This window comes from Aequorivita vitellina (assembly GCF_022008365.1).
In the GTDB taxonomy this organism is placed as follows: domain Bacteria; phylum Bacteroidota; class Bacteroidia; order Flavobacteriales; family Flavobacteriaceae; genus Aequorivita; species Aequorivita vitellina.
On record NZ_JAIRBA010000023.1, the window covers coordinates 1 to 22,310 of the forward strand.

The following is a 22,310-nucleotide window of genomic DNA, read 5'->3' on the forward strand; positions in this document are numbered from 1 at the left end:
TATTCCTGCGATTGTTACCGTACCCGTTGCATCAAGTACTACTGTGATGTCTTGGCAAGCCACTACTGGCGCCGTAACATCTTCAACAGTTACTATTGCAGTACAGGTATTAGAGTTTCCATTGATATCGGTAACCGTTAAAGTAACAGGGTTATCACCCACATCACTACAATCGAAACTACTCGGGCTAACAGTGGAAGTTGCAATACCACAATTATCGGTACTTCCTCCGTCCACATCGGCTGCAGTGATTGTGGCGTTTCCAGAAGCATCTAATTGAATTGAAATGTTCTGGCAAACCATTGTAGGTAATTCATTGTCGGTAACTGTAATTGTAAAGCTACAGACGGTTGTATTTCCACCACTATCTGTTGCTGTAAATTCAACAGTGTTTACTCCTATTGGGAAATCACTACCACTTGGCAGACCTCCTGTTTGGGTTGCGGTTGCAGTACAATTATCTAAAACTATTGGCATCGCGAAAGTTACATTTGCGGTGCACATTCCTGCATCGGTATTTGCTGTAATGTCTGCAGGACAGGCTATTGTTGGTGGAATGCTATCTTCAACAGTTACAACTGCTACACAAGTACTGGTATTTCCATTAACATCGGTAACAGTAAGTGTTACATTGTTTGGACCAATATCTGCACAAGTGAAATCTGTAATATCAATTGAAGTGCTTGTAATTCCGCAGGCGTCGGTGCTTCCACCGTCAACATCGGCCGCAACTATGGAAACATTTCCTGTGGCATCTAATTGCACTGTAATATCTTGACATACTGCCGTTGGGGCAACATTATCTTCAACAGTTACAGTCGCGGTACAAGTGCTTGTATTTCCATTGACATCGGTTACGGTTAAAGTAACTGTGTTAGGACCTACATCTGCACAAGTAAAGCTACTTGGAGTAACACTCATAGAAGCAATTCCGCAGGCATCAGTACTACCGCCATCAACATCGGCCGCTACTATGGAAACATTTCCTGTTGCATCTAATTGCGCTGTGATATTCTGACAAACTGCCATTGGTGCAATATTATCTTCCACTGTAACTACAGTGGTACAAGTGCTTGTATTTCCGTTTACATCGGTTACCGTTAAGATTACATTATTTGCACCTACATCTGCACAGGTAAAGCTACTTGGGGAAATGCTAAGTGAAGCAATTCCGCAGTTATCAGTACTACCGTTATCAATATCTGCAGCTACAATACTCGCCGCACCGCTAGCATCTAACTGAATAGTAAATGCTCCCACACAACTTGCAACTGGAGGTTCGGTATCATTCACTGTTACATCAAAACTACAAGTACTTGTATTGCCTGCTCCATCGGTTGCTACAAATGTATTTGTTGTAGTTCCTACGGTAAATGTACTACCGCTTGGTAAACCAGCTGTTTGAACCAGGGTTGCACCCAGAGAATAATTCACGGCGCCAACCCAGGTTCGATTTGGAAAAATTGTTGAAAACGGATAACTGACTCCAGCTCCGGCATTAATTGTAACGTATGCATCAGAGTAAGTGTTGTTTCCATTTACATAGCCTAATCTAACACCATTATTTGTGGCAAGATAGACCCCTAATGTTTGACCTGCGGGAATTGCAATATTCACAGAACTAAAGTTTACAGAAGCTGCAGCCACCTGCGTAGGATAAACTTGTGTTTGATGTAAGGTCCAATCTCCAGGGGTAGTTTCAGATCCCGTATAAGATCCTACTTTCGTCCACAATTCAACATTTGCAGGAGTTGTGCCGTCACTTCTAAAGGCAAAATCCAAACTATTAATTAAAATATCGTTAGCTCCAGCAACAATATCGAACATTTCTCCAGACGCGCTATTATTTGGCGGGCTTGCTGAAGGTAATGTCATACTACAATTATCTGCTACAACAGGCATGGGATAATTTACTATAGCGCCACAAGTACTGGGGTCATTATTAACGGTAATGTCTCCAGGACAGGTTACTACGGGGGCTTCGATGTCATTAATAGTAACATCGAAAGAGCAAGTTTGAACTGGGTTCACTCCATCGTCGTATTCAAAAGTATTTGTAGTTGTACCCACTGGGAAGGTGCTTCCGCTAGGTAAACCTGCAGTTTGGGTGATTGTACCCACTGAACTGCAAAATACGTGATCGTTAATTATTGGGGAAAATGAATTTGTTCCAACAATCACAATAGTTTTTATTCCAGTTATAGCAAATGATACCGGAACTGGAGTCGGGTCTGGTACAGATATAGGCCCTATCACACCCAGCGAGCCACCTCCTGTATCAAAGGCTTCTACAGTAACTGTATCTGGCCATCCACTAAAAGCACTTAAATTGAAGTCAACAGAACTAACTGGCGAATCGTAATTTAAATTTAAAGTGGCGTCGGTAGCTATGGATAAGATATTCCGATTCACTTGACCGAAATAGCCTGCATCATTCCATTGAAAAATGTCTGTAGCCGAATAGACACAACCATCTGCTACAAGACCTGGACCTTGACCATTGGCTACAGTAGTCTCATCCAATGCCGTAACACCAATAAGTTGGTCTGCACCACCAGCTGGAGGCGCATAAGTTTCAAAGTCATCAGTAATACAGGCGCTAGCACCACAGGCTGCGGGATTATCCACAACGTAAGTTACAACTGCACCGCAAAGACCTGGATCGGAATCTTGCGTAATATCTCCCGGACATACAAACGGTCCACCAGGGCCGGCAATAACATTTACAATTGCAGAGCAGGTTGAAGTTGCTCCATTATCGTTTGTTACCTCAACGGGTACATTATTAATTCCTACATCTGAACAAGTAAAGCTCACAGTTGCGCCTAAAGGAGTTCCGGCGAGCACTGTAAAGCCTCCGCAATCAACGGTCACACTTTCAAGAAAGTCTGCCGCGTTTACAGTTGCGTTTCCTGAAGCATCTAGCGTAACGTCCAAAATTGGCGATACTGTATTATAATCGTAATCGATGCCCCAGCTATTTAAGGTGCCTGTATCTGCGCCGGCATTGTCGGAAACTATTAATTCCCAAATACCCATCGTGTTTTCACCATCGAAAATGGAGAGTGGATTGTTTGGTATAAATGTTCCATTTATCGTTGGCGTTGTAGTTTGACATTCGGTTTCAACAGGAGTAGCAGCTTCATCGTCTAGCGTAGCATCAATATCATCTCTACTGCAACCGGCGCCGGAGGTTGTTCTTCCTGGTCTGTCAATAATTGTAGCTGTTGTTCCTGCAGGTGATTTTAATGTAACTATTATATCACCTACCCAAGTGTGGCTGATATTTATATCTACATCTAAATCGGTAATAGTTACATTTTCTGTAACATTCATTGTCGCGGTTACGCCCGTTGGGTTATTATCTGGAATCGCCAAGCCAGGACTATCTGAGCTCGATCCAGTCATTGGAATCGCGCCAGAGCCTCTACATATTATTACAGGTGGATCGTTAGTTACATTTATATCATCGGTAAGTGTTGTTGGATTGCCAGTACAAGGGTCGTTTACGGTATAAGTAACCGTTACCAATCCTGGACCTCCAACGGTTGGGTCGAAGGTAAAAGTAGTACCGTTACCATCATCTGTTACACCCGAACCAGTATATTGACCTCCCGTGGGGCTTCCACCGGTTAATCCTGTTTGAATTCCTGCGGACATACATACTTCGTCAATAACATCTAAGTTTGAAAAACCTGGTGGTAAATCGAATGCTTCTGTACCGTCGGTTGTACTGCTAGATGAACCTTGACTCGCACTAAAGCCTAAGCCTCGTCTTGCAAAGGCTTCCCAGATAGCACAAAAATGAGCTCCGCCATACAAAGCTTGATCTGCAGCTAGAATAGCATCGCGACCATCAACGAACCCAGGGCTACAAGGTTGCAGTTTTAAACCTTCGGTTACAATCGCCAATGCCACATTATTACCTCCTGTTCCACTGTAGACGTCTGGGTCAAACCCATCCGTTGCGATAATTCCCCAAGTCATATCCCAAAGCATCGTTGCCCAAACTTCACCAACACCATGAGGTATTGCCATGGTCTTTATATCATCGTAAGTATGATTGTTAACAGCAAAATCGGTACTATAGCGTTGGGTTCTTACACCCGGTCCAGTTGTTGGTTGACCTAATAAATAGGTTCCTACACCACGGGCGTCTGTACCTGTATCTCCTAGTTCGATAGTTAATAACAAACCGTAAAAGTCGCTCCAACCTTCACCCATTTGCTCTGCGTTATTTAAACAACTAACATTGCCACCACCACCGGTTAGTCTGTTAGAAACACCATGGCCATATTCGTGAGTTACCACGCCTGCATCTAACGAGCCATCGTGGGCTGGAGTTGAATTGCTACATAAAAACATATTCATTGTAGGGTTAGAACCATCTACCGGCGTACCAAAATTAGCGTTACAGTTACCCGGCGCTTGAGCGTTGGCATTTACACTGTCTGATCCTAGCCCTCCGCGTAAGTAGTTGTTTTCCTGAAAGTTTCCACTAGCCTCATCAAACCCATATTGATACAGTACATCGTGCATAATGTTGTTCCAATAAAACAAGTTAGTTATATATGGCGCTGTATTTAAAGCTGGGTTTTGTGTTAAATCTATAGGAAAGTCGAAGTTTAATGCTGCTGTTCCGTCGGGGCGATCTATACCTTTATGAGCATCTACATTATTACCTGTGGTAACTGTAAATTCTGGTCCCGCTACCCCATCTGTATCGTGCCATCCATAAGGAGAAGCTAAGGCGTCATCAGGATCAACTTGCATGGTACGTGCACCGTGATTAGGAGACTCAACTGGCATTGCGTAAACTCGGTATCCGCTTGCGAGTGCTTCGGGTACTTCCGAGATTAAGTTTTTAGGTGTTTCATCGTAAATATAACTGGCTTCAATTTCGTTGACTGGACCAATTAGTGTAGAAAAACCTACTGAGTTTTCACTGTGAAAATGTTCATTATGTTCATCCATAATGTTACAGGAAACCGTCAAATTATTTTTATCTATTATCTTTCCTGTGGAAGCATCTACGCGAAAATTCCACCAATCGGTTGAAGTTGTTTCGGCAATTGAAAGTTCCCAAATTAATTGAGTGCCAATTCCTTCCCTATAATAGTACATTAATTTAACAGGAATATCTACCAATGAAATTCCCGCTTTATTAAATACTGCGGCTTTATTTTTACCTCCTATATTTTTAATTTCGTGAAGGTTGGTAACCTGATACCCCATTTGGCCAGCAACCGAAGTAATGGCTTGGCGTGCCGTAATACCTTGTGAGTTGTTTTTAACGGTTGCTTGTACATCATTTAAAAACATATTGTGTTCTACTAAAACCTTACCGGTATTGTCAAGATGTACGTCAGATTCTGTACCGGCGACTTCCAATCCGTTAATTGCTTGCCGTAAATAATAATGTTTAATACCGCTAAGACGGCTCACGTGTTGTTGTGTTATTACATACGTATTGCTTTTTTGCCGAATAAGTGTATTTAGCGAAATGGTTGAACGTTCAACTGCATCTTGTGCAGCTTGCTTTTCCTTTTCAGGATTTTTGTGTTGCGAAGATAGTTGCAATGGCAACATGCATAACACAAACAAAAGAAGTGTTAATTTTTTCATAATTAAGAAATTATTTAGTTAGTTCTATAAATTTATAACAAAATATTGGCAATCAACACCTTAAAAGTCATAAATTTTTTAACAACTAAATTTTCTGAAAAATTAACGCATAAAAAAAGCCTCCCAATTGGGAGACTTTGTCAGAAAAAAATTGTGTGTATTAAAGTACTTTTACGTTAACCGCGTTCAATCCTTTTTTACCTTCTTGAAGATCAAATTCTACTTCGTCACCTTCGCGAACTTCGTCGATTAGGCCTGAAATGTGTACAAAATGTTCTTTGTTGGTTCCTTCTTCAGTGATAAAACCAAAACCTTTGGTGTCGTTGAAGAATTTTACTGTTCCTTTGTTCATTGTATTTAAATAAATAATTAATATAAGCGGCAAAGATAGGGTTTTTATTTACATATATGGTTTTTTGGAATATTTATTTTAAAATTCCAAAAAAACAGAGAAACCTCTATTTTTTAACGTTTATAATGCAAATTATGCAACACCACACCTTAAAGCAGTTTACAATTGGACTGCTATCTGATTTTTTATAATATCTTCAAAAGTTTCTCTTTTTCTAATAAGATGTGCTTTTCCATTGTACCAAAGCACTTCTGCCGGACGATATCGAGAATTGTAATTACTAGCCATTGTAAAACAATAAGCTCCCGCGTTGTGAAACGAAAGTATATCGCCTTCATGAATTTCTGGTATCCTGCGATTGTTTGCAAAGGTGTCTGTTTCACAAATATATCCTGTAACTGTATAAAAACGATCTCTACCACGAGGCCTTGAAACGTTTGCAATTTCGTGCTGCGAGCCATAAAGCATTGGGCGAATTAAGTGATTAAAACCACTGTCAACCTGTGCAAATACTGTTGAAGTAGTTTGCTTGATAACATTTACCTTTACCAAAAACTGTCCTGCTTCGCTTACCAAAAACTTGCCAGGCTCAAACGCAAGGGTTAATTTTTTACCGTAATTTTTACTAAACTCATTAAAACGCTTACTCAATTTAACGCCTAATTCTTCAACGTTTGTTTCAATATCACCTTCTTTATAAGGCACTTTAAAACCACTTCCGAAATCGATAAACTCAAGGTTATCGAAATTTTTGGCAGCGTTAAAAAGTATTTCCGAAGCGTACAAGAAAACGTCAATGTCGAGGATATCGCTTCCTGTGTGCATATGGATCCCGTTGATGTTCATTCGGGTATTTTCAACAATTCGCTTTAGCAATGGTAATTGATGGATTGAAATGCCAAACTTACTATCAATATGTCCCACCGATATATTGGCATTGCCACCTGCCATTACGTGCGGGTTTATTCTAATACACACAGGTGTTGTGGGGTGCTTGGTTCCAAATTGTTCTAAAATTGAAAGATTATCAATATTAATTTGTACACCAAGTTTTGCCGCTTTTTCTATTTCTTCCAAAGAAATTCCGTTGGGTGTGTAGATAATATCTTCAGGTTTTGCCCCAGCTTCTAGGCCCAACATTATTTCTTGAATAGAAACCGTATCTAAACCACTCCCTAAATTTATGAGTAATTTTAGCACCGATATATTTGAAAGCGCCTTAACCGCATAATTTATCTTTAAACGCTCCACCTTATCAAAAGCGCTTGTTAAACGTTTATACTGCTTTTCAATTTTAGCGGCGTCATAAACATAAACAGGGCTTCCGAATTCTTGGGCTATTGCCAAAAGGTCTTGGTTTTTCATGGGTAGTATAAATTTTTTAAAATTAGGGCGTAAAAGTAGTGATGTAGGTATAAATACTTCACAAATAATTACATAATTTATCAGTTTCAACCTAACAATATAAAAGTTGCAATTAATGCCTTAAAAAACATTAGCGCAATCCTATCACATTTGTTATTTTTGCAATCCATAAACAAGTACAAATCCGATACTATGAATTTACACGAATATCAGGGAAAAGAAATTTTAAACAGTTTTGGCGTTGAAATACAGCGCGGTATTGTAGCTACTACTCCGAAAGAAGCTGTAGAAGCCGCAAAGAAACTAACTAAAGATACCGGGACAGGCTGGCACGTTATTAAAGCACAGGTCCACGCTGGAGGTCGCGGAAAAGGTGGCGGCGTAAAACTTGCAAAGAATCTTCAAGAAGTTGAAACTATTGCCGGAAATATTATTGGAATGAACCTTGTTACGCCCCAAACATCTGCTGAAGGTAAAAAGGTGCACCAAGTATTAATTGCTGAAGATGTTTATTACCCTGGCGATAATGAGCCGGAAGAGTACTATATAAGTGTTCTTTTAAACCGTTCTACCGGAAAAAATATGATAATGTATTCTACCGAAGGCGGAATGGATATTGAAACGGTTGCTGAAGAAACACCACATTTAATTTTTACTGAAGAAGTAGATCCTGCTGTTGGTCTTTTGGGCTTTCAAGCAAGAAGAATAGCTTTCAATCTCGGGTTGAGCGGGAAAGCGTTTAAGGAAATGACAAAATTTGTTACCGCACTTTACAAAGCTTACAACGAGTCTGATTCTTCTCTATTCGAAATTAACCCAGTTTTAAAGACTAGTGACGACAAAATTATAGCTGTAGATGCCAAGGTGAGTCTTGATGACAATGCACTTTTCCGTCACAAAGATTATATGGCAATGCGTGACATTCGCGAAGAAAATGCCGTAGAAGTTGAAGCACAAGAAAAAGGTTTAAACTATGTAGATTTAGACGGAAACGTTGGGTGTATGGTAAACGGTGCCGGACTTGCAATGGCAACGATGGACTTAATTAAACAAGCTGGTGGCGAGCCCGCAAACTTTCTTGACGTAGGTGGAACTGCAAACGCCGAACGCGTTGAAGCAGCTTTTAAACTAATTTTAAAAGACCCGAACGTAAAAGCAATTTTGGTGAATATTTTTGGTGGAATTGTGCGTTGCGACCGTGTTGCACAAGGAATTATTGACGCCTATAAAAACATGGGAACCATCAATGTGCCTATTATTGTACGTTTACAAGGAACAAATGCCGATGTTGCAAAGAAAATGATTGATGAAAGTGGCTTAGACGTTCAAAGCGCAATTGAATTTCAAGAAGCGGCTGATAAAGTGAAGGCAGTACTTTCTTAAAAGAAAAACTATTTTACATTCTAAAAGCCCTTCGCATTTGCAAGGGCTTTTTTTGATTTAAAGATTATGAATACTAAAGATCAAGCCCTTTTAAGCGATTTAATACAAATGGTTATGGTTGATGGAAAGATCAAACTTTCTGAAATGGAATTTATTCAGAAGATGGCTTCGCGAATGAATATTTCAGATAAAGAATTAGTAAATCTTTTTGAAAACCCACACCCATCGCAGACAGTTTACAGCGAAGTGGAACGCATTACCCATTTTTATAAATTAATTTTGGTGATGAAGATTGACAACGAAACCCACGAAACCGAATTGGTAGCTTTAAAAAATTTCGGACTTAGAATGGGTATTCGGCCCATGGTGGCAGATCAAATATTAAAAAAAATGGAACAATTTAAAGGTGAAAAACTCCCAGCCGATGAGCTACTGAAAATTTTTAAAATATATTATAATTAAGCTTCGTACATTTTTTCAATGGCGCTCACATCAGTTTCGGTATCAAACGAATTTTTAGCCTGCTCCAACAGTGTTTTTATTTCTTCATTAATAATTAGTTGATAGCTATCTTCAGCAGCTAGTTGGCTTTGCAAATACTTCATCATCCATAATAACTTCGCAACCATAATGGGGTCGTGTTTACAGTAGGTTCTTAGCGACGCCATAACATTAAATAGTAGTTCCTTAAAAGTTACAACGGCCACTCTAAGATTTGCTTTTTCGTCGTGAACAATTATTCCGTTGTCTTGCTTTTGCATGCGCAAGGCAAACAAATCGGTTAAATAATCAACGGCATTAATGGCAGTACCGGGATCGTTAATTCCGGGAGACATTGCTTTTACGGCAATTTCAGTAATTTGCTTAAACGCCAAAGTGTAATTATCTTCAATCAATTCACCGCGTGCAAAACTAATATTCGAAATAATAGACTGCACTACTTTATCATCCAATGGCTTTTCAGATTTTAAAAAAGTAGCATTTTTTAATACAAAAAGTCCTTTTGGAATGGTTAGGTAAATTTTAGTTTTTTCCGCTTCGCAAATCTGTAGAATATTATTTATTGAAAGATTCTGAAAATAGCCACTACGCCCTGCAGGGTATGCATGCCAATTTGAAGTATCGGGAAACGTTTTCGTTTGTCCTTCTTCAGATTTAATTAACCTTTCCAACCTTTTCTTTGCACTTACAAAAATACCATCCAGTATATTATTTATCTGTATGCTCTGCGAAATGTTATGAATAAAATAGATAAAAGCCACCAAACAAATAATGGTTAATACAATTCCCAAAAGCACAGAAAATCCGGGCAACGTATATTTATCTTCGCTGGGTTCAATAGAAAAAAGCGTAAAAATATTATAGAGAATAGTCGCCAAATAAATGCCTAAAATAAATTGGTGACGTTTATCGCTAATTAAGCCCGGCAGCAGGCGTGGCGAATAATTGCTAGAAGCTTGGCTCAGCAGAAGCATTACCATTGAAAAGCTAAATACCATCAATGAAATTAGCCCGCCAAGACAGGCGCTGAGCACCGATAGTGCCGTATCGCCATCCTCTACCATTAGCAGCGGAAATACATCCATTATTTCTCTAGAAATTCCGTGCTGCTCCGCAAACATCATAATTACGGCAATTAGAAAACCAGTAATTGCAAGCAGCGTAGGGTAAAAAGCAATTTTACTTTCTACAGTATTGAAGAAATCAAAAATACGGATAAAGAGTTTTTTCATATTTAAATGGTTAGCTTTAAATAAAAGTAATTAAAACCAAGCACGTTAATTCTTAAAAATGAATTAATGTTGCACTTTCTTTTTAGATAAGCGACATATCGTCAGTGTTTATGTATAAAAACACGCCAAATTGTCTTTAATATAAAACTGGAATTGTTATTGAAATAAAGTTTAAAAAAATAACGAATTATAAACAATATTATAGATATGAAAACAGTTAATAAAGATAGCGTTTGGTTGCCTGGGCTAATAGACAATTTTCTTTTTGACAATAAGCTCGATACGTTTACTAATAATTATGAAACATTTAGCATTCCAGCGGTAAATATCAGCGAAAATTTGACGAATTTTGCAATAGAAATTGCAGTTCCAGGATTTAAAAAAGAAAACTTTACTATTGAAGCTGAGGAAGATACACTAAAAGTCTCTTCAAAAACAATAGAAACCGCAGAGGAAAGCAATAAGGAAACTCGGTACACGAGAAGAGAATTTAATTACAATAAATTTGAACGTTCTTTTACGCTTCCTGAAAATGTAAAAACAGAAGACATTGAAGCCAAATATGAAAATGGCGTTTTAAAAATTACGCTTCCCAAGTTGGAAGAAAAAAAAGTATTGAAGAAAATGGTTGAGATTTCATAATTGAAATTTAATTTGGTTAGTTAGTTGAATTGACCGCGTGCTACTCAATCGGTGCGCGGTTTTTTCATGGCGTTAATTCGGGCCGCGTCTTCTTCTTCCGCCCGTGCTTTTTTGCTCCCGTTTTAACCTGCGTTCTTCACGTCTTTTTATTTCGGGTTTTACTTTTTCTTCAGCTTTTTTCCGATCTTCTTTTGTAAAAACTTTTGGCTGGCCATCGCTATCTTTTACAGCTTCTTTTAATGTTTTAAGTTCGGCTGGTGTAAGGTCGCGCCATTCCCCTACTGGTAAATCACCCAACACTAAATTCATAATCCGTATTCGTTGCAACGCTACAACTTCGTATCCCAAATATTCGCACATTCGCCTAATTTGTCTATTTAAACCCTGTACAAGAATAATTCGAAATTCAAAACGGCTAACTCTTTCAACTTTACATCGTTTTGTCACCGTATCTAAAATAGGAATCCCCGAGCCCATTCGTTTTACAAACTCATCGGTTACATGTCTGTCTACTTTTACAATGTACTCTTTTTCGTGGGCGTTTCCTGCCCGCAAAATTCTATTTACAATATCGCCAACATTGGTTAATAATAGCAAGCCTTCACTGGGTTTATCCAATCTTCCTACGGGAAAAATACGCTCCGGGTGATTTACAAAATCTACTACATTATCGTCAAAGCGGGTATCGGTGGTACAGGTAATTCCCACGGGTTTATTCAGCATTATAAAAACTTCGGTGTCGTTTTTGGTAATGAGTTTTCCGTCCACACGCACCTCATCTCCTGGCATAACGCGATCTCCAAGCCCTGTTTTTTCGCCGTTTATAGTCACTCGGCCTTTTTCAATTAAGGTATCGGCTTCCCGGCGCGAGCAGTAGCCGCTATCGCTAATTGCTTTGTTCAATCGTACAGAATCTGGGTGGTGCATGGCTTCTTTTTTACAAAGATACCATTAATGAAGCGCAATAGGAAAAGGTTAAATTTGATTTAATTGCTTTAGTAAATTTTTTAAAAAATTGTAGTTTCCACAAAAATTAAAATATGGCAATACTCGGTTCAATTATTAAAACGGCAATAGACCTTCGCGGGGCAATTGTTTCGAAAAAATCTCCAGTAGCATCGCAACAAGAAGTTTTAAGAAACCTACTTGAAAAAGCGAAGGACACGGCATTCGGTAAATATTATGGTTTTTCGAAAATTCTTGAATCGGAAGATATTTCAAAGACGTTTGCAGCAAACGTTCCGTATTTTGATTACAATGAAATGGAGTCTAATTGGTGGTGCAAAACCCAAGAAGGTTTGAAAGACATTAGCTGGCCGGGATCTCCAAAATATTTTGCCCGAAGTAGCGGTACTACGGGAAAATCTTCAAAAAAGATTCCCGTCACCGACGAGATGATTGAAGCCATTCGCACCACTGGAATTAAGCAAGTTGGCGCATTGACCAATTTTGAACTTCCATCAGATTTTTACGAAAAGGAAATTATGATGTTGGGCAGTAGTACAGATTTGGAGGAACAGGATCAATTTTTAGAGGGGGAAATTAGCGGAATTAGTGCAAGCAATATTCCTTTTTGGTTTCGCGGATATTACAAACCGGGCGACGAGATTGCACAAATGGAAGACTGGGATCAAAAAGTAGAAACGATAGCCAAAAACGCTCGTAATTGGGATATTGGCGCACTGAGCGGTATTCCTTCGTGGATGGAATTGATGATGAAACAAGTAATTGAATATCACGATGCAAAAAACATACACGAAATATGGCCCAATTTACAAGTTTATACTTCGGGAGGAGTTGCTTTTCAGCCGTACGAAAAGAGTTTTAATCAATTGTTGGCGCATCCAATTACGGTAATTGACACCTATTTGGCTTCGGAAGGATTTTTAGCATTTCAGAACAGACCCGATACTACTTCGATGAAATTGGTAACCGATAATGGAATTTATTTTGAGTTTGTGCCCTTTGAACCTGAATACATAAACGAAGACGGGTCGCTTGCGCAGGATGCTCCTGCCCTTAGCCTTGCAGAAGTTGAAACAGATGTAGATTACGTTTTAATTATCAGCACCGTTTCGGGCGCATGGCGGTATTTAATTGGCGACACGATTGCTTTTACCAATGTTGAAAAGGCTGAAATTAAAATAACGGGACGCACAAAATTCTTTTTAAACGTAGTGGGCTCGCAGCTTTCTGTAAATAAAATGGAAGTCGCTTTGCGTGAAATGGAGGAACAATTTGATATTAAAATTCCAGAATTCACTTTGGCGGCAGTCAAGATTGATGGCGAATTTTACCATCATTGGTATTTGGGCACGGAAACTAAAATTAATACTGAAGAAATAGCCGATGCTTTGGATAAAGCATTAAAAGAAGCCAATAAAAATTACGCCGTGGCTCGTTCAAAGGCGTTGGAAGGGGTAAAAGTAACCACAATAAATCCTAAACTTTTTCACGAATGGAACGCCAAAAATAAAAAGATGGGCGGGCAAGTAAAGATGGAAAAGGTTATGAATGAAGAAAAATTTGCGGAGTGGGAGGAATTTGTGAAGACGCAGAAAGCTTGAGAATAATCAACTATCCTCTTCAATATTTTCAAGTTCTTCAGCCACTTTGTTTTTATTAATAAGCTCCATTACCTCTTCGGGGGAAATGTAAAGGCGGCGGATTCGTTCCTTGTATTTTTCGGAAAGGTTGGCGTTATCTAAGATGAAATTTTTCGTTTTTATGATATAATCGCCCATTCCGTGAATAATTGCATACGTATCTGCTGCGCGTTCAACTTCTTTTATGTGCTTAAAAGAAAACAAATATTTTATTCCAAAAATTAACATCCCCAGATTTGTACGGTCGCGATAATCCATTAAATGCCCCAATTCGTGGCCAATCCAACCAACTTTTACATCAGAGGGAATATCGTCCATTGTAAATTTTTCACCTTCAATTTGAATGCTTCGGCTAATTAAAATAACATATTCTCTGTTTTCCTTACTTTTAAAAAAACTAGTGAATCTGGGTTGGGCTTGCATCGTAGATTTCCGAATGTTGTTTTTAAACTTAAATTCAATTGCGGTATCGTAAAGTTCGGGAAAAAACGTCAAAGCTTCAATTGCTTCCTTTTTGATGCTCTCCGGAATTATTTTGTTCTCCAAATTGATACTTTGTGCTGTAGCCATAGAAATGGAAAAATACAAAATAGGTTTTATCAAGGACGTTAAGAGCATTGTAAAGTTTGGGATTTGGAGTTTGTTGCTTTGTTGCTTTGGGCGTTGTTTTTTAATTATTTCATAAAATAAAACTTAAAGATTGAAGGCGTGCGATGAACTGTACATCTACGTAGTTTCTAATTGTTTTTGAAAGGATTTTATTTTGTCGCGAAGTTTGGCTGCCATCATAAAATCGAGATCTTTTGCGGCATTTTCCATCGCTTTGCGCGTATCGCGAATTTTCTTTTCTATCTGCGCTTTTGTTAAATATTCCACTTCCGATTCGGCTGCGAGACTGTCAGCAGTGTCAAAAGTATAAGCAGCCTGTCTAGATTTTGTCAATGAATTTTCAAACGATTTTTTAATCGCGGTTGGGGTGATGCCGTGTTTTAAATTATATGCAATTTGTTTTTCTCTTTTATAATTGGTGCTATCAATTGTCTGTTGCATGCTCTTGGTTATTTTGTCGGCATACATAATTGCCATCCCGTTTAGGTTTCGCGCTGCACGCCCCACGGTTTGGGTTAACGAACGTCCACTTCTTAAAAAGCCTTCTTTATCGGCATCTAAAATTGCAACTAATGAAACTTCGGGCAAATCTAATCCTTCACGCAAGAGGTTCACTCCTACTAAAACATCAAAAAGTCCGAGACGCAAATCCTGCATAATTTCCACGCGTTCCAAAGTGTCCACATCGCTGTGAATATAACGGGTACGCACTTGTACCCTTTCTAAGTATTTGGTTAATTCTTCTGCCATTCTTTTGGTTAAAGTGGTAACCAAAATACGTTCGTCCTTTTCAATGCGAAGATGAATTTCTTCTAATAAATCGTCAATTTGATTTAAACTCGGGCGCACTTCAATTGGTGGATCCAGCAAACCTGTTGGGCGAATTATTTGCTCCACATACACTCCACCGCTCTTCTCCAATTCGTAATCTGCAGGGGTGGCACTCACATAAATTACTTGGTTTTGCAAAGCTTCAAATTCTTCAAATTTCAATGGGCGATTGTCCATTGCCGCTGGCAGTCGGAAGCCATAATCTACTAAGTTTTCCTTACGGGAACGATCCCCGCCGTACATAGCGCCAACTTGTGGAATGGATACGTGGCTTTCGTCAACTACCATTAAATAATCCTTGGGAAAATAATCTAACAAACAGAATGGCCGCGTGCCCGGAAGTCGCTGGTCTAAATAGCGCGAATAGTTTTCAATGCCGCTGCAATAGCCCAATTCGCGAATCATTTCAAGATCGAAATTGGTGCGTTCCTCCAAGCGTTTTGCCTCCAAATGTTTCCCGATTTCCTTGAAATATTCAATCTGTAAAACCAAATCGTCTTGAATATTTCGGATAGCGCCCTGTAAAACATCGGGCGAAGTAACGAACATATTTGCCGGATAGATATTCAGTCTGTCGTATTTATCTTTTATAGTATTGTTTTGTGGATCGAATACTTCAATTTCTTCAATTTCATCTCCAAAAAAATGAATTCTGAAAGCGTCATCTGCGTACCCCGGATACACATCTACGGTATCTCCCTTGATGCGAAACCGACCGTGATTAAACTCTGCTTCCGTCCGCGAATAAAGACTTTGCACCAATCGATGCAATAGTTTTGTTCTCGAGATGGTCTGTCCTTTTTCTAAACTAATTACGTTTTTCTGAAATTCCACGGGGTTTCCGATACCGTACAAACACGAAACCGAAGACACAACAATTACATCCCTTCTACCCGAAAGCAAAGACGATGTCGTGCTAAGTCGCATTTTTTCAATTTCTTCATTTATGGAAAGATCTTTTTCAATATAAGTTCCGCTGCTAGGTATAAATGCTTCGGGCTGGTAATAATCGTAATACGAAACAAAATACTCCACCGCATTTTCGGGAAATAGGTTTTTAAATTCCGTGTAAAGTTGGGCCGCAAGCGTTTTATTGTGCGCCAAAACCAATGTTGGTTTTTGTACTTTTTGTACAACATTTGCCACCGTAAAAGTCTTTCCGGAGCCGGTAACACCCAAAAGAGTTTGATATTTTTCGCCCGAAGTTAAACCTTCCGCCAAGGATTTTATAGCTGTGGGCTGGTCACCCGTAGGCTGAAATTCTGAGGAAATTTTAAAGTTCATATTTTCTTTTTCAATAGGTTACAAAAGTAGTGAAAATTGACGTGAGTATTGAAACATGTCAATTGACATAGATTGCAGTTATTTCTTTTTTGATAAAAATTATACTATAAAATGAGTTTGTTTTTAGGAAATTCAAAATGCATGCCAATTCACCTATTTATATATTTATTTTTTAAAACGTTAACATTTATTGTCGAAAAATAATTTGTTTTTATTAAGTTTATTCGTTTTTAAAAAAAAACCAGTCGCTTATAAATAACAAACTACCCAAATCAGATTATGAAATCCATCGCTTTCCGAATACTAATTCCCCTACTAATTATTCTTGCATTCAATGCGTGTAAAAGCGATGATGACTCTGGTTATGTTGCTTTAAATATTGACGCCAACGCAGATATTGGAGAGGTTTTTCAAAATTCTTCATTGGAAATTCCTATTTTAGAAAACGACCTCAATGTGCCGGCAGATGGTGAAATTTTAATAACCGCACCGCAAAGTGGCACGGCGATAATAAATACCAACGGCACCCCTACAAACATTCTTGACGATACGTTGCAATACACGCCAAATGAAACCTTTGAAGGCGAAGTCACATTTCAATATACCGTTTGCGACCTAACGGGACAAAGTTGCGCCACTGCAACTGTTACTATTAATGTTTTGCCATTTTCTCCAGTGAATTTTGATATAGAAACGGTGCCATTCGACAAGCTATCCGATTATAATTTCTTTGAAGGAAACTTAGCCGAATTAGCCCCTGTTTACGGGGTTTTACCCTACGAACCCATCAACGCGTTGTTTTCAGATTACGCACACAAAAAGCGTTTTGTTTGGATGCCCTATAATGTAGAAGCAACCTACGTGAGTGATGGAGATGTTTTAAATTTTCCGACGGGGAGTGCTTTAATTAAAACTTTTTATTACGAAAATGTTTTACCAAATAACACCACACAAAATATTGAAACGCGTTTGCTAATTAAAAAAGATGAAGGCTGGATTTTTGCAAATTACATTTGGGATGAAACCCAACAAGAAGCTTTTTTGAATACCACAGGCTACGGCTTTAACGTTCCAGTTGAATGGATTGAAAACGGGGAAACAAAATCGGTTAACTACAGGATTCCTTCAGATTTAGAATGTTTTATTTGTCATAAATTCAACGATGTAATATTTCCTATTGGTCCAAAACCACAAAACTTAAATGCAATTTATGAATATGCGGACGGGATTGAAAATCAGCTTGAAAAGTGGGAAGAAATAGGATATCTTTCAAACACCAATTTACCCACTACAATTGAAACCGTGCCAAGTTGGAAAGACATTTCACAGAGTTTAGAAACGAGAGTACGCTCTTATTTTGATATGAATTGCGCTCACTGCCACATCGTTGGCGGGCACTGTGGAGCGCGGTCGTTGCGATTGGCATTTAGAGAGAGCCACGAGCACGATAACTTGGGCGTTTGCATAGATCCGGATCTTCAAGTTCCGGGATATGATGGTGCTAAACTCATAAGCCCGGGCGATGCCGAAAATTCAATTTTATATTTTAGAGTAGCAACCACCTTAGAAGAATATGCAATGCCTATGATTGGGCGTTCTTTAGCAGATGAAGCGTTTCTTCCTGTTTTAGAAGAATGGATAAACTCATTAACCGAACCTTGCAACTAACCAATTAATATTTTACTCATGAAAAAAACACTAACTATAATTTTAATTCTCGCATGTATTGGTTTCGTAAAAGCACAAGTCTCGTTTACCTCATCCCCTATTTCAACCACAGGTGCAGAGCGTGCCGCAGTTGATATGAATGGTGATTTTTTAGACGATTTAGTTTCAGTCACTGCTACCAATATTCAAATACACTATCAACAGGCAGACGGGAGTTTTGTTGAAACGAATATCACTACTTCACCAACGGCCAACACTCCTTCTTGGAGCCTCGCCGCAGCAGATTTTGATAAAAATGGTTTTGTAGATTTACTTTATGGAGGAACCTCAGGGGTTACTTTTATGAGAGCAAAAAACAATGGCACTGCCTATGAAGAAGTTTCTTTTCCGGAATATGTTTTTTCGCAGCGTTCCAATTTTGTAGATATTAACAACGATGGTCATTTAGACGCTTTTGTTTGTCACGATGTGGCACCAAGTGTTTATTACATTAACAACGGCGACGGAACGTTCACATTTCATCAAGGAGATATTGGCGATTTCCCTACAGGAGGAAACTACGGCTCTGTTTGGATAGATTATGACAATGATGGCGATATGGATGTGTTTATTGCCAAGTGTAATGTAAATGGAGATGTGAATGAAAGAAGTGAAAATCAAATTTATCAAAATGACGGTGCTGGTAATTTCGTGGAAGTTGGGGATGCTACCGGATTAAAAGACGAGATGCAAACTTGGTCTGCAACCTGGGCAGATTTTGACAACGATGGCTTTTTAGATGTATTTATAGGAAGTAGCGACAGCAATTTTACCCATAAATTAAATAGAAATAATGGCGACGGTACGTTCACCGATATTTCTGCTTCTACAGGAATACACGCCTTAACAATTACGGGCATTGAAAATTGCAGCTACGATTTTAATAATGATGGTTTTGTAGATATTGCTTCTAATGGAAATATACTTTTAAACAATGGCGATTTAACCTTTACTTTGGTTTCCCACGCGCTTCCAAATAACAATGGATCTTTGGGCGATTTAAATAACGATGGATTTATCGATTCATTTACTGGCGGAAATATTTATTACAACGACGCCAACGCAAACCATTGGATAACTATTAACACCATTGGCGTGGAAAGCAATATTAATGGTATTGGTGCTCGCGTTTCTATCACTTCAAATTTAGGAACACAAATTCGTGAAGTGCGTAGTGGCGAAGGTTTTAAATACATGAGCACGCTTAACACCCATTTCGGATTGGGGGCAGATACCGAGATTACGACGCTCACAATTTCTTGGCCGTCTGGCATTGTAGATACTTTAGAAAATGTAACTGTTGATCAAGTAATTTCTGTGGTGGAAGGCTCTACAATTCTCGGACTCGAGGAAAATTTGGTGAACAATTTAATTCTTTACCCAAATCCAACGGAAGGCATTTTAAACCTTGGTAATTTAAGCGGTTTTACAAACCCCGCCTTTTCAATTTTTGATGTTCAAGGAAAAAAAGTAAAGGACGCCAAAGTAAGTTTAAATGCTATTGACGTTTCAAGGCTAGCTGCAGGAAACTACATTCTAAAAATCTACGATAATAATGTTATAAAAACGCAGCGATTTATTAAGAAGTAATTTGTAAAAGAAATATTACGAAGCACCGTTACAAGTTTGTGACGGTGTTTTGTGTTTTTAAGTATTTATAAATAAGCCTCTTGACTAAGTACAGTGTGCAATAAGTACAATCATTTTCGGGCCGGCACCAAACCAAAAGTATTCTTCTTTCTTCGTATTCCGTTCACCAAAAAGTTGTGGCAATTTCAAAAATATAAAATTACATTTCCTTATAGAGAAACCGAGCTTTACAGTAGCCTCTTGGGGTAAATATAATCACCGCTCAATCTTAACCTGATATTTATCCAAAAGTCCCACGACCTCAGCCAAAGAAAACTTTGCGCCCTTTACTCGGTTCTGTTCGGGGTTTATGGAATAATTGGTGGCATTTCTTAAATCTGCCATTTCCAAATTTGTATTTTGAAAAGTAGCATCTTGCAAGTTACAGCCTATGAGTTTCGATTTTTTTAAATCTGCTTCACTGAAATCGACCCCTTTTAATTGCGAATTTATAAAGGCACTTCTGTTCAATTTCACTTTATAGAAAATTGAATGATCTAATTGGCAGTCTTCAAAAATTGCGGCAAATCCAAATTGATTACAAGCATCAAAATGCAAGCCGAGCATTTTACAGTTTTTAAATTTTACATTTTGAAAAGAAACGTTTGCCAAAGTAACATTGCTGAAATTACATTCAAAAAACTGGCATTCTGAAAATTTGATTTCGGAAAGCAAGCTGTTTGAAAAACTACAATTGCTGAAAGTGCAGTATTCGTATTCAGCAATTGGTAGTGGCTTTTTTAAAAAATCGCGATTTGTAAACGATTGTTCGTCTATATAGTTAATGTTCATTGTTTGGTTGGATAATTTCAAGACTATCAGCTTTTATAATTGAATCTACTTTTTCAGCTTTTTTAATTTCAATTGCTTCGCCGTAAAATTTGGGTTCAACGTGAAAAATTATATCTAAAAATGCTTTTGTTCGGGCAAAGTACTCTCTTAATTTCACTTTTAAGCCGTATGTTCCTTCAACATCCTTCGCATTAAAACCAATGGCGGCAATATCGTTTTTTTGGGCAATATAAATAGCTCTTTCATTATGAAATTGCTGCGAAATAATTGTAATATTAGTTTGCCCAAAAACTGCTTTCGCCCGTACCACCGAGTCTAATGTTCGGAATCCTGCATAGTCTAAAAAGATTACTTCCTCAGGAATTCCACGCTTTATCAATTCGTTTTTAAAAGTTATGGGTTCGTTATAATTAAGCGCTCGATTGTCGCCACTTACTAAAATAAAATCGATTTTATTGTTGTTATAAAGTGCAACGGCAGCATCTATTCTATATTGAAAATACAGGTTAATTCCGCCGTCTTTATAATATTTTGCGGTACCCAAAAGCAAGCCTACCCTATTTTTTTGAATCGTGGAAACATTTGAGAATGTTTTATTTTTAGTCGCTTTTGTAATTGTATAATTAGAAAAGAAAATTAAAAGCATCATGGCAAATACTGCCAACCCTGCAAATTGTAATATTCTTTTTTTGGTCATTTTTTTAGTTTATAAAAATCAGTTGAAATTGTAATAAGACGGAGACTTTTTGAAAGTGAAAATTTGGTTTTTTGTGCAAGTATAATTTCAGTTCAATTTTATACTTTAACGCTATATCTACTATCTTATTTCAGTTAGTATTTCAGTGAAAACGTTTGTGTTTAAATGTAGGTCGGAAATTGCGCAGTAAAGTTTCAACTATAAAAACAACTCAGTAATTATACCTTCGGGTCTCTTCTAAATACCTCGGCCAGATTAAAGAGTAAAATACAGAAAAACACCCAGATTAAACCAGCAATAAACCCACCTGCAACATCGGAAGGATAGTGTACTCCGAGATAAATTCGGCTAATACCGATACTCAGGATAACAGTAATTAAGAAAATAGTAATTACATATTTTATCCATCGGTTTATTTTAAATCTGTAAAAAAGATAAATTAAAAAGCCGTAAAAGGCCATGGCACTCATGGCGTGCCCGCTGGGATAACTTAATGTTTCTACAACTACCAAATGTTCGGCTCCCGGTCGTGCGCGATCTACCAATCGTTTTAATAAAACGTTTGAAATAGAGGCTAACAATAAAACAAAAATCGTTTGTAAAATGTATTTCCAATTTTTAAAATAAAGAATTGATGCCAGAATAGCAATGGCAAACATGACTAAATAGCCGTAAACATCGCCTATATTTGTTACAAATATAAAAAACTCGGTTAGTGCCGGGGAACGGAATGAAATAACAAAATCTGAAATAAGCTGATCGTACTGAGACAATTCGTCTTCCCTCAATGTTTCGGTCAATTCAATAAAAATATTGGTTCCCGCGATTACAAGAATTAACGCAGCCAACGCGATAAGTATATAAGGAAGTTTGGGATTGTCTTTTCTAAAAGTATGTCTTAGAAAAGACACTAGTTTTTTAATTAAATTGAATAGCGTCTGTCTCATATGAAAATGAAAAGCTTTAAAGATAAGGGCAATCTACCTTGTAGCGTTGGTTTTTAAGTGAAATATTCCAGAAAATATAATTTGAAACAAATTAAATAAACGTTTTTT

General features: G+C 38.1%; 16 protein-coding genes. 6 read left to right on the plus strand and 10 right to left on the minus strand.

The window, feature by feature from the left end; translation table 11 throughout:
- The 3 genes from K8089_RS11420 to lysA all read right to left on the minus strand — a co-directional run.
- A partial coding sequence (locus K8089_RS11420; RefSeq protein WP_237603423.1) for a M36 family metallopeptidase occupies positions 1 to 5,625 on the minus strand: 5,625 nt, incomplete at its 3' end.
- Positions 5,626 to 5,785: 160 nt separating this feature from the next.
- Complete coding sequence (locus K8089_RS11425) at positions 5,786 to 5,977, minus strand: cold-shock protein (protein WP_026451656.1); 192 nt, start codon at positions 5,975 to 5,977, stop codon at positions 5,786 to 5,788.
- A 159-nt stretch (positions 5,978 to 6,136) separates the two neighbouring features.
- Entirely contained in the window at positions 6,137 to 7,342 is a 1,206-nt protein-coding gene (gene lysA, locus K8089_RS11430) for a diaminopimelate decarboxylase (protein ID WP_237603424.1), read from the minus strand.
- A 192-nt stretch (positions 7,343 to 7,534) separates the two neighbouring features.
- On the opposite strand from lysA, the gene sucC reads away from it, so the two are divergent.
- On the plus strand, positions 7,535 to 8,725 hold the full coding sequence (gene sucC / locus K8089_RS11435) for an ADP-forming succinate--CoA ligase subunit beta (protein WP_237603425.1): 1,191 nt from the start codon (positions 7,535 to 7,537) through the stop codon (positions 8,723 to 8,725).
- A gap of 66 nt (positions 8,726 to 8,791) precedes the next feature.
- On the plus strand, positions 8,792 to 9,187 hold the full coding sequence (locus tag K8089_RS11440) for a TerB family tellurite resistance protein (RefSeq protein ID WP_237603426.1): 396 nt from the start codon (positions 8,792 to 8,794) through the stop codon (positions 9,185 to 9,187).
- On the opposite strand, the gene K8089_RS11445 is transcribed toward K8089_RS11440, so the two are convergent.
- Positions 9,184 to 10,458 (minus strand): DUF2254 domain-containing protein, encoded by a 1,275-nt coding sequence (locus K8089_RS11445; RefSeq protein WP_237603427.1) that lies wholly within the window; start codon positions 10,456 to 10,458, stop codon positions 9,184 to 9,186. The genes K8089_RS11440 and K8089_RS11445 overlap by 4 nt on opposite strands.
- Positions 10,459 to 10,665: 207 nt before the next feature.
- Between K8089_RS11445 and K8089_RS11450 the strand changes: the two genes are divergently transcribed.
- Entirely contained in the window at positions 10,666 to 11,100 is a 435-nt protein-coding gene (locus tag K8089_RS11450; protein ID WP_237603428.1) for an Hsp20/alpha crystallin family protein, read from the plus strand.
- Positions 11,101 to 11,172: 72 nt separating this feature from the next.
- On the opposite strand, the gene rluF is transcribed toward K8089_RS11450, so the two are convergent.
- The gene (gene rluF / locus K8089_RS11455) at positions 11,173 to 12,027 is read right to left on the minus strand and encodes a 23S rRNA pseudouridine(2604) synthase RluF (protein ID WP_237603429.1); all 855 of its coding nucleotides are present in this window, start codon (positions 12,025 to 12,027) and stop codon (positions 11,173 to 11,175) included.
- A gap of 113 nt (positions 12,028 to 12,140) precedes the next feature.
- Between rluF and K8089_RS11460 the strand changes: the two genes are divergently transcribed.
- The gene (locus K8089_RS11460) at positions 12,141 to 13,667 is read left to right on the plus strand and encodes a GH3 family domain-containing protein (RefSeq protein WP_237603430.1); all 1,527 of its coding nucleotides are present in this window, start codon (positions 12,141 to 12,143) and stop codon (positions 13,665 to 13,667) included.
- 6 nt (positions 13,668 to 13,673) lie between these two features.
- On the opposite strand, the gene K8089_RS11465 is transcribed toward K8089_RS11460, so the two are convergent.
- Both K8089_RS11465 and uvrB read right to left on the minus strand, forming a co-directional pair.
- A complete protein-coding gene (locus tag K8089_RS11465) occupies positions 13,674 to 14,324 on the minus strand; it encodes a hypothetical protein (RefSeq protein WP_237603431.1) in 651 nt (216 codons plus the stop codon).
- Between the two features lie 108 nt (positions 14,325 to 14,432).
- Positions 14,433 to 16,430, minus strand: coding sequence for an excinuclease ABC subunit UvrB (gene uvrB, locus K8089_RS11470; RefSeq protein WP_237603432.1), 1,998 nt, complete (start codon positions 16,428 to 16,430; stop codon positions 14,433 to 14,435).
- 279 nt (positions 16,431 to 16,709) lie between these two features.
- Between uvrB and K8089_RS11475 the strand changes: the two genes are divergently transcribed.
- Positions 16,710 to 18,098 carry an Ig-like domain-containing protein gene (locus tag K8089_RS11475; protein WP_237603433.1) on the plus strand — a complete coding sequence of 463 codons (1,389 nt, stop codon included), beginning with the start codon at positions 16,710 to 16,712 and terminating at the stop codon, positions 18,096 to 18,098.
- Between the two features lie 18 nt (positions 18,099 to 18,116).
- A complete protein-coding gene (locus tag K8089_RS11480; RefSeq protein ID WP_237603434.1) occupies positions 18,117 to 19,727 on the plus strand; it encodes an FG-GAP-like repeat-containing protein in 1,611 nt (536 codons plus the stop codon).
- A gap of 255 nt (positions 19,728 to 19,982) precedes the next feature.
- Here the strand turns inward: K8089_RS11480 and K8089_RS11485 are convergent, their stop codons facing one another.
- The 3 genes from K8089_RS11485 to K8089_RS11495 form a co-directional block, all read right to left on the minus strand.
- Positions 19,983 to 20,558, minus strand: a complete 576-nt coding sequence (locus tag K8089_RS11485) for a pentapeptide repeat-containing protein (protein ID WP_237603435.1) — start codon at positions 20,556 to 20,558, stop codon at positions 19,983 to 19,985.
- Positions 20,548 to 21,255, minus strand: a complete 708-nt coding sequence (locus tag K8089_RS11490) for a SanA/YdcF family protein (RefSeq protein WP_237603436.1) — start codon at positions 21,253 to 21,255, stop codon at positions 20,548 to 20,550. The genes K8089_RS11485 and K8089_RS11490 overlap by 11 nt, the downstream gene beginning before the upstream one ends.
- A gap of 218 nt (positions 21,256 to 21,473) precedes the next feature.
- Positions 21,474 to 22,202 carry a phosphatase PAP2 family protein gene (locus K8089_RS11495; RefSeq protein WP_237603437.1) on the minus strand — a complete coding sequence of 243 codons (729 nt, stop codon included), beginning with the start codon at positions 22,200 to 22,202 and terminating at the stop codon, positions 21,474 to 21,476.
- Between the last annotated feature and the right edge of the window lie 108 nt (positions 22,203 to 22,310).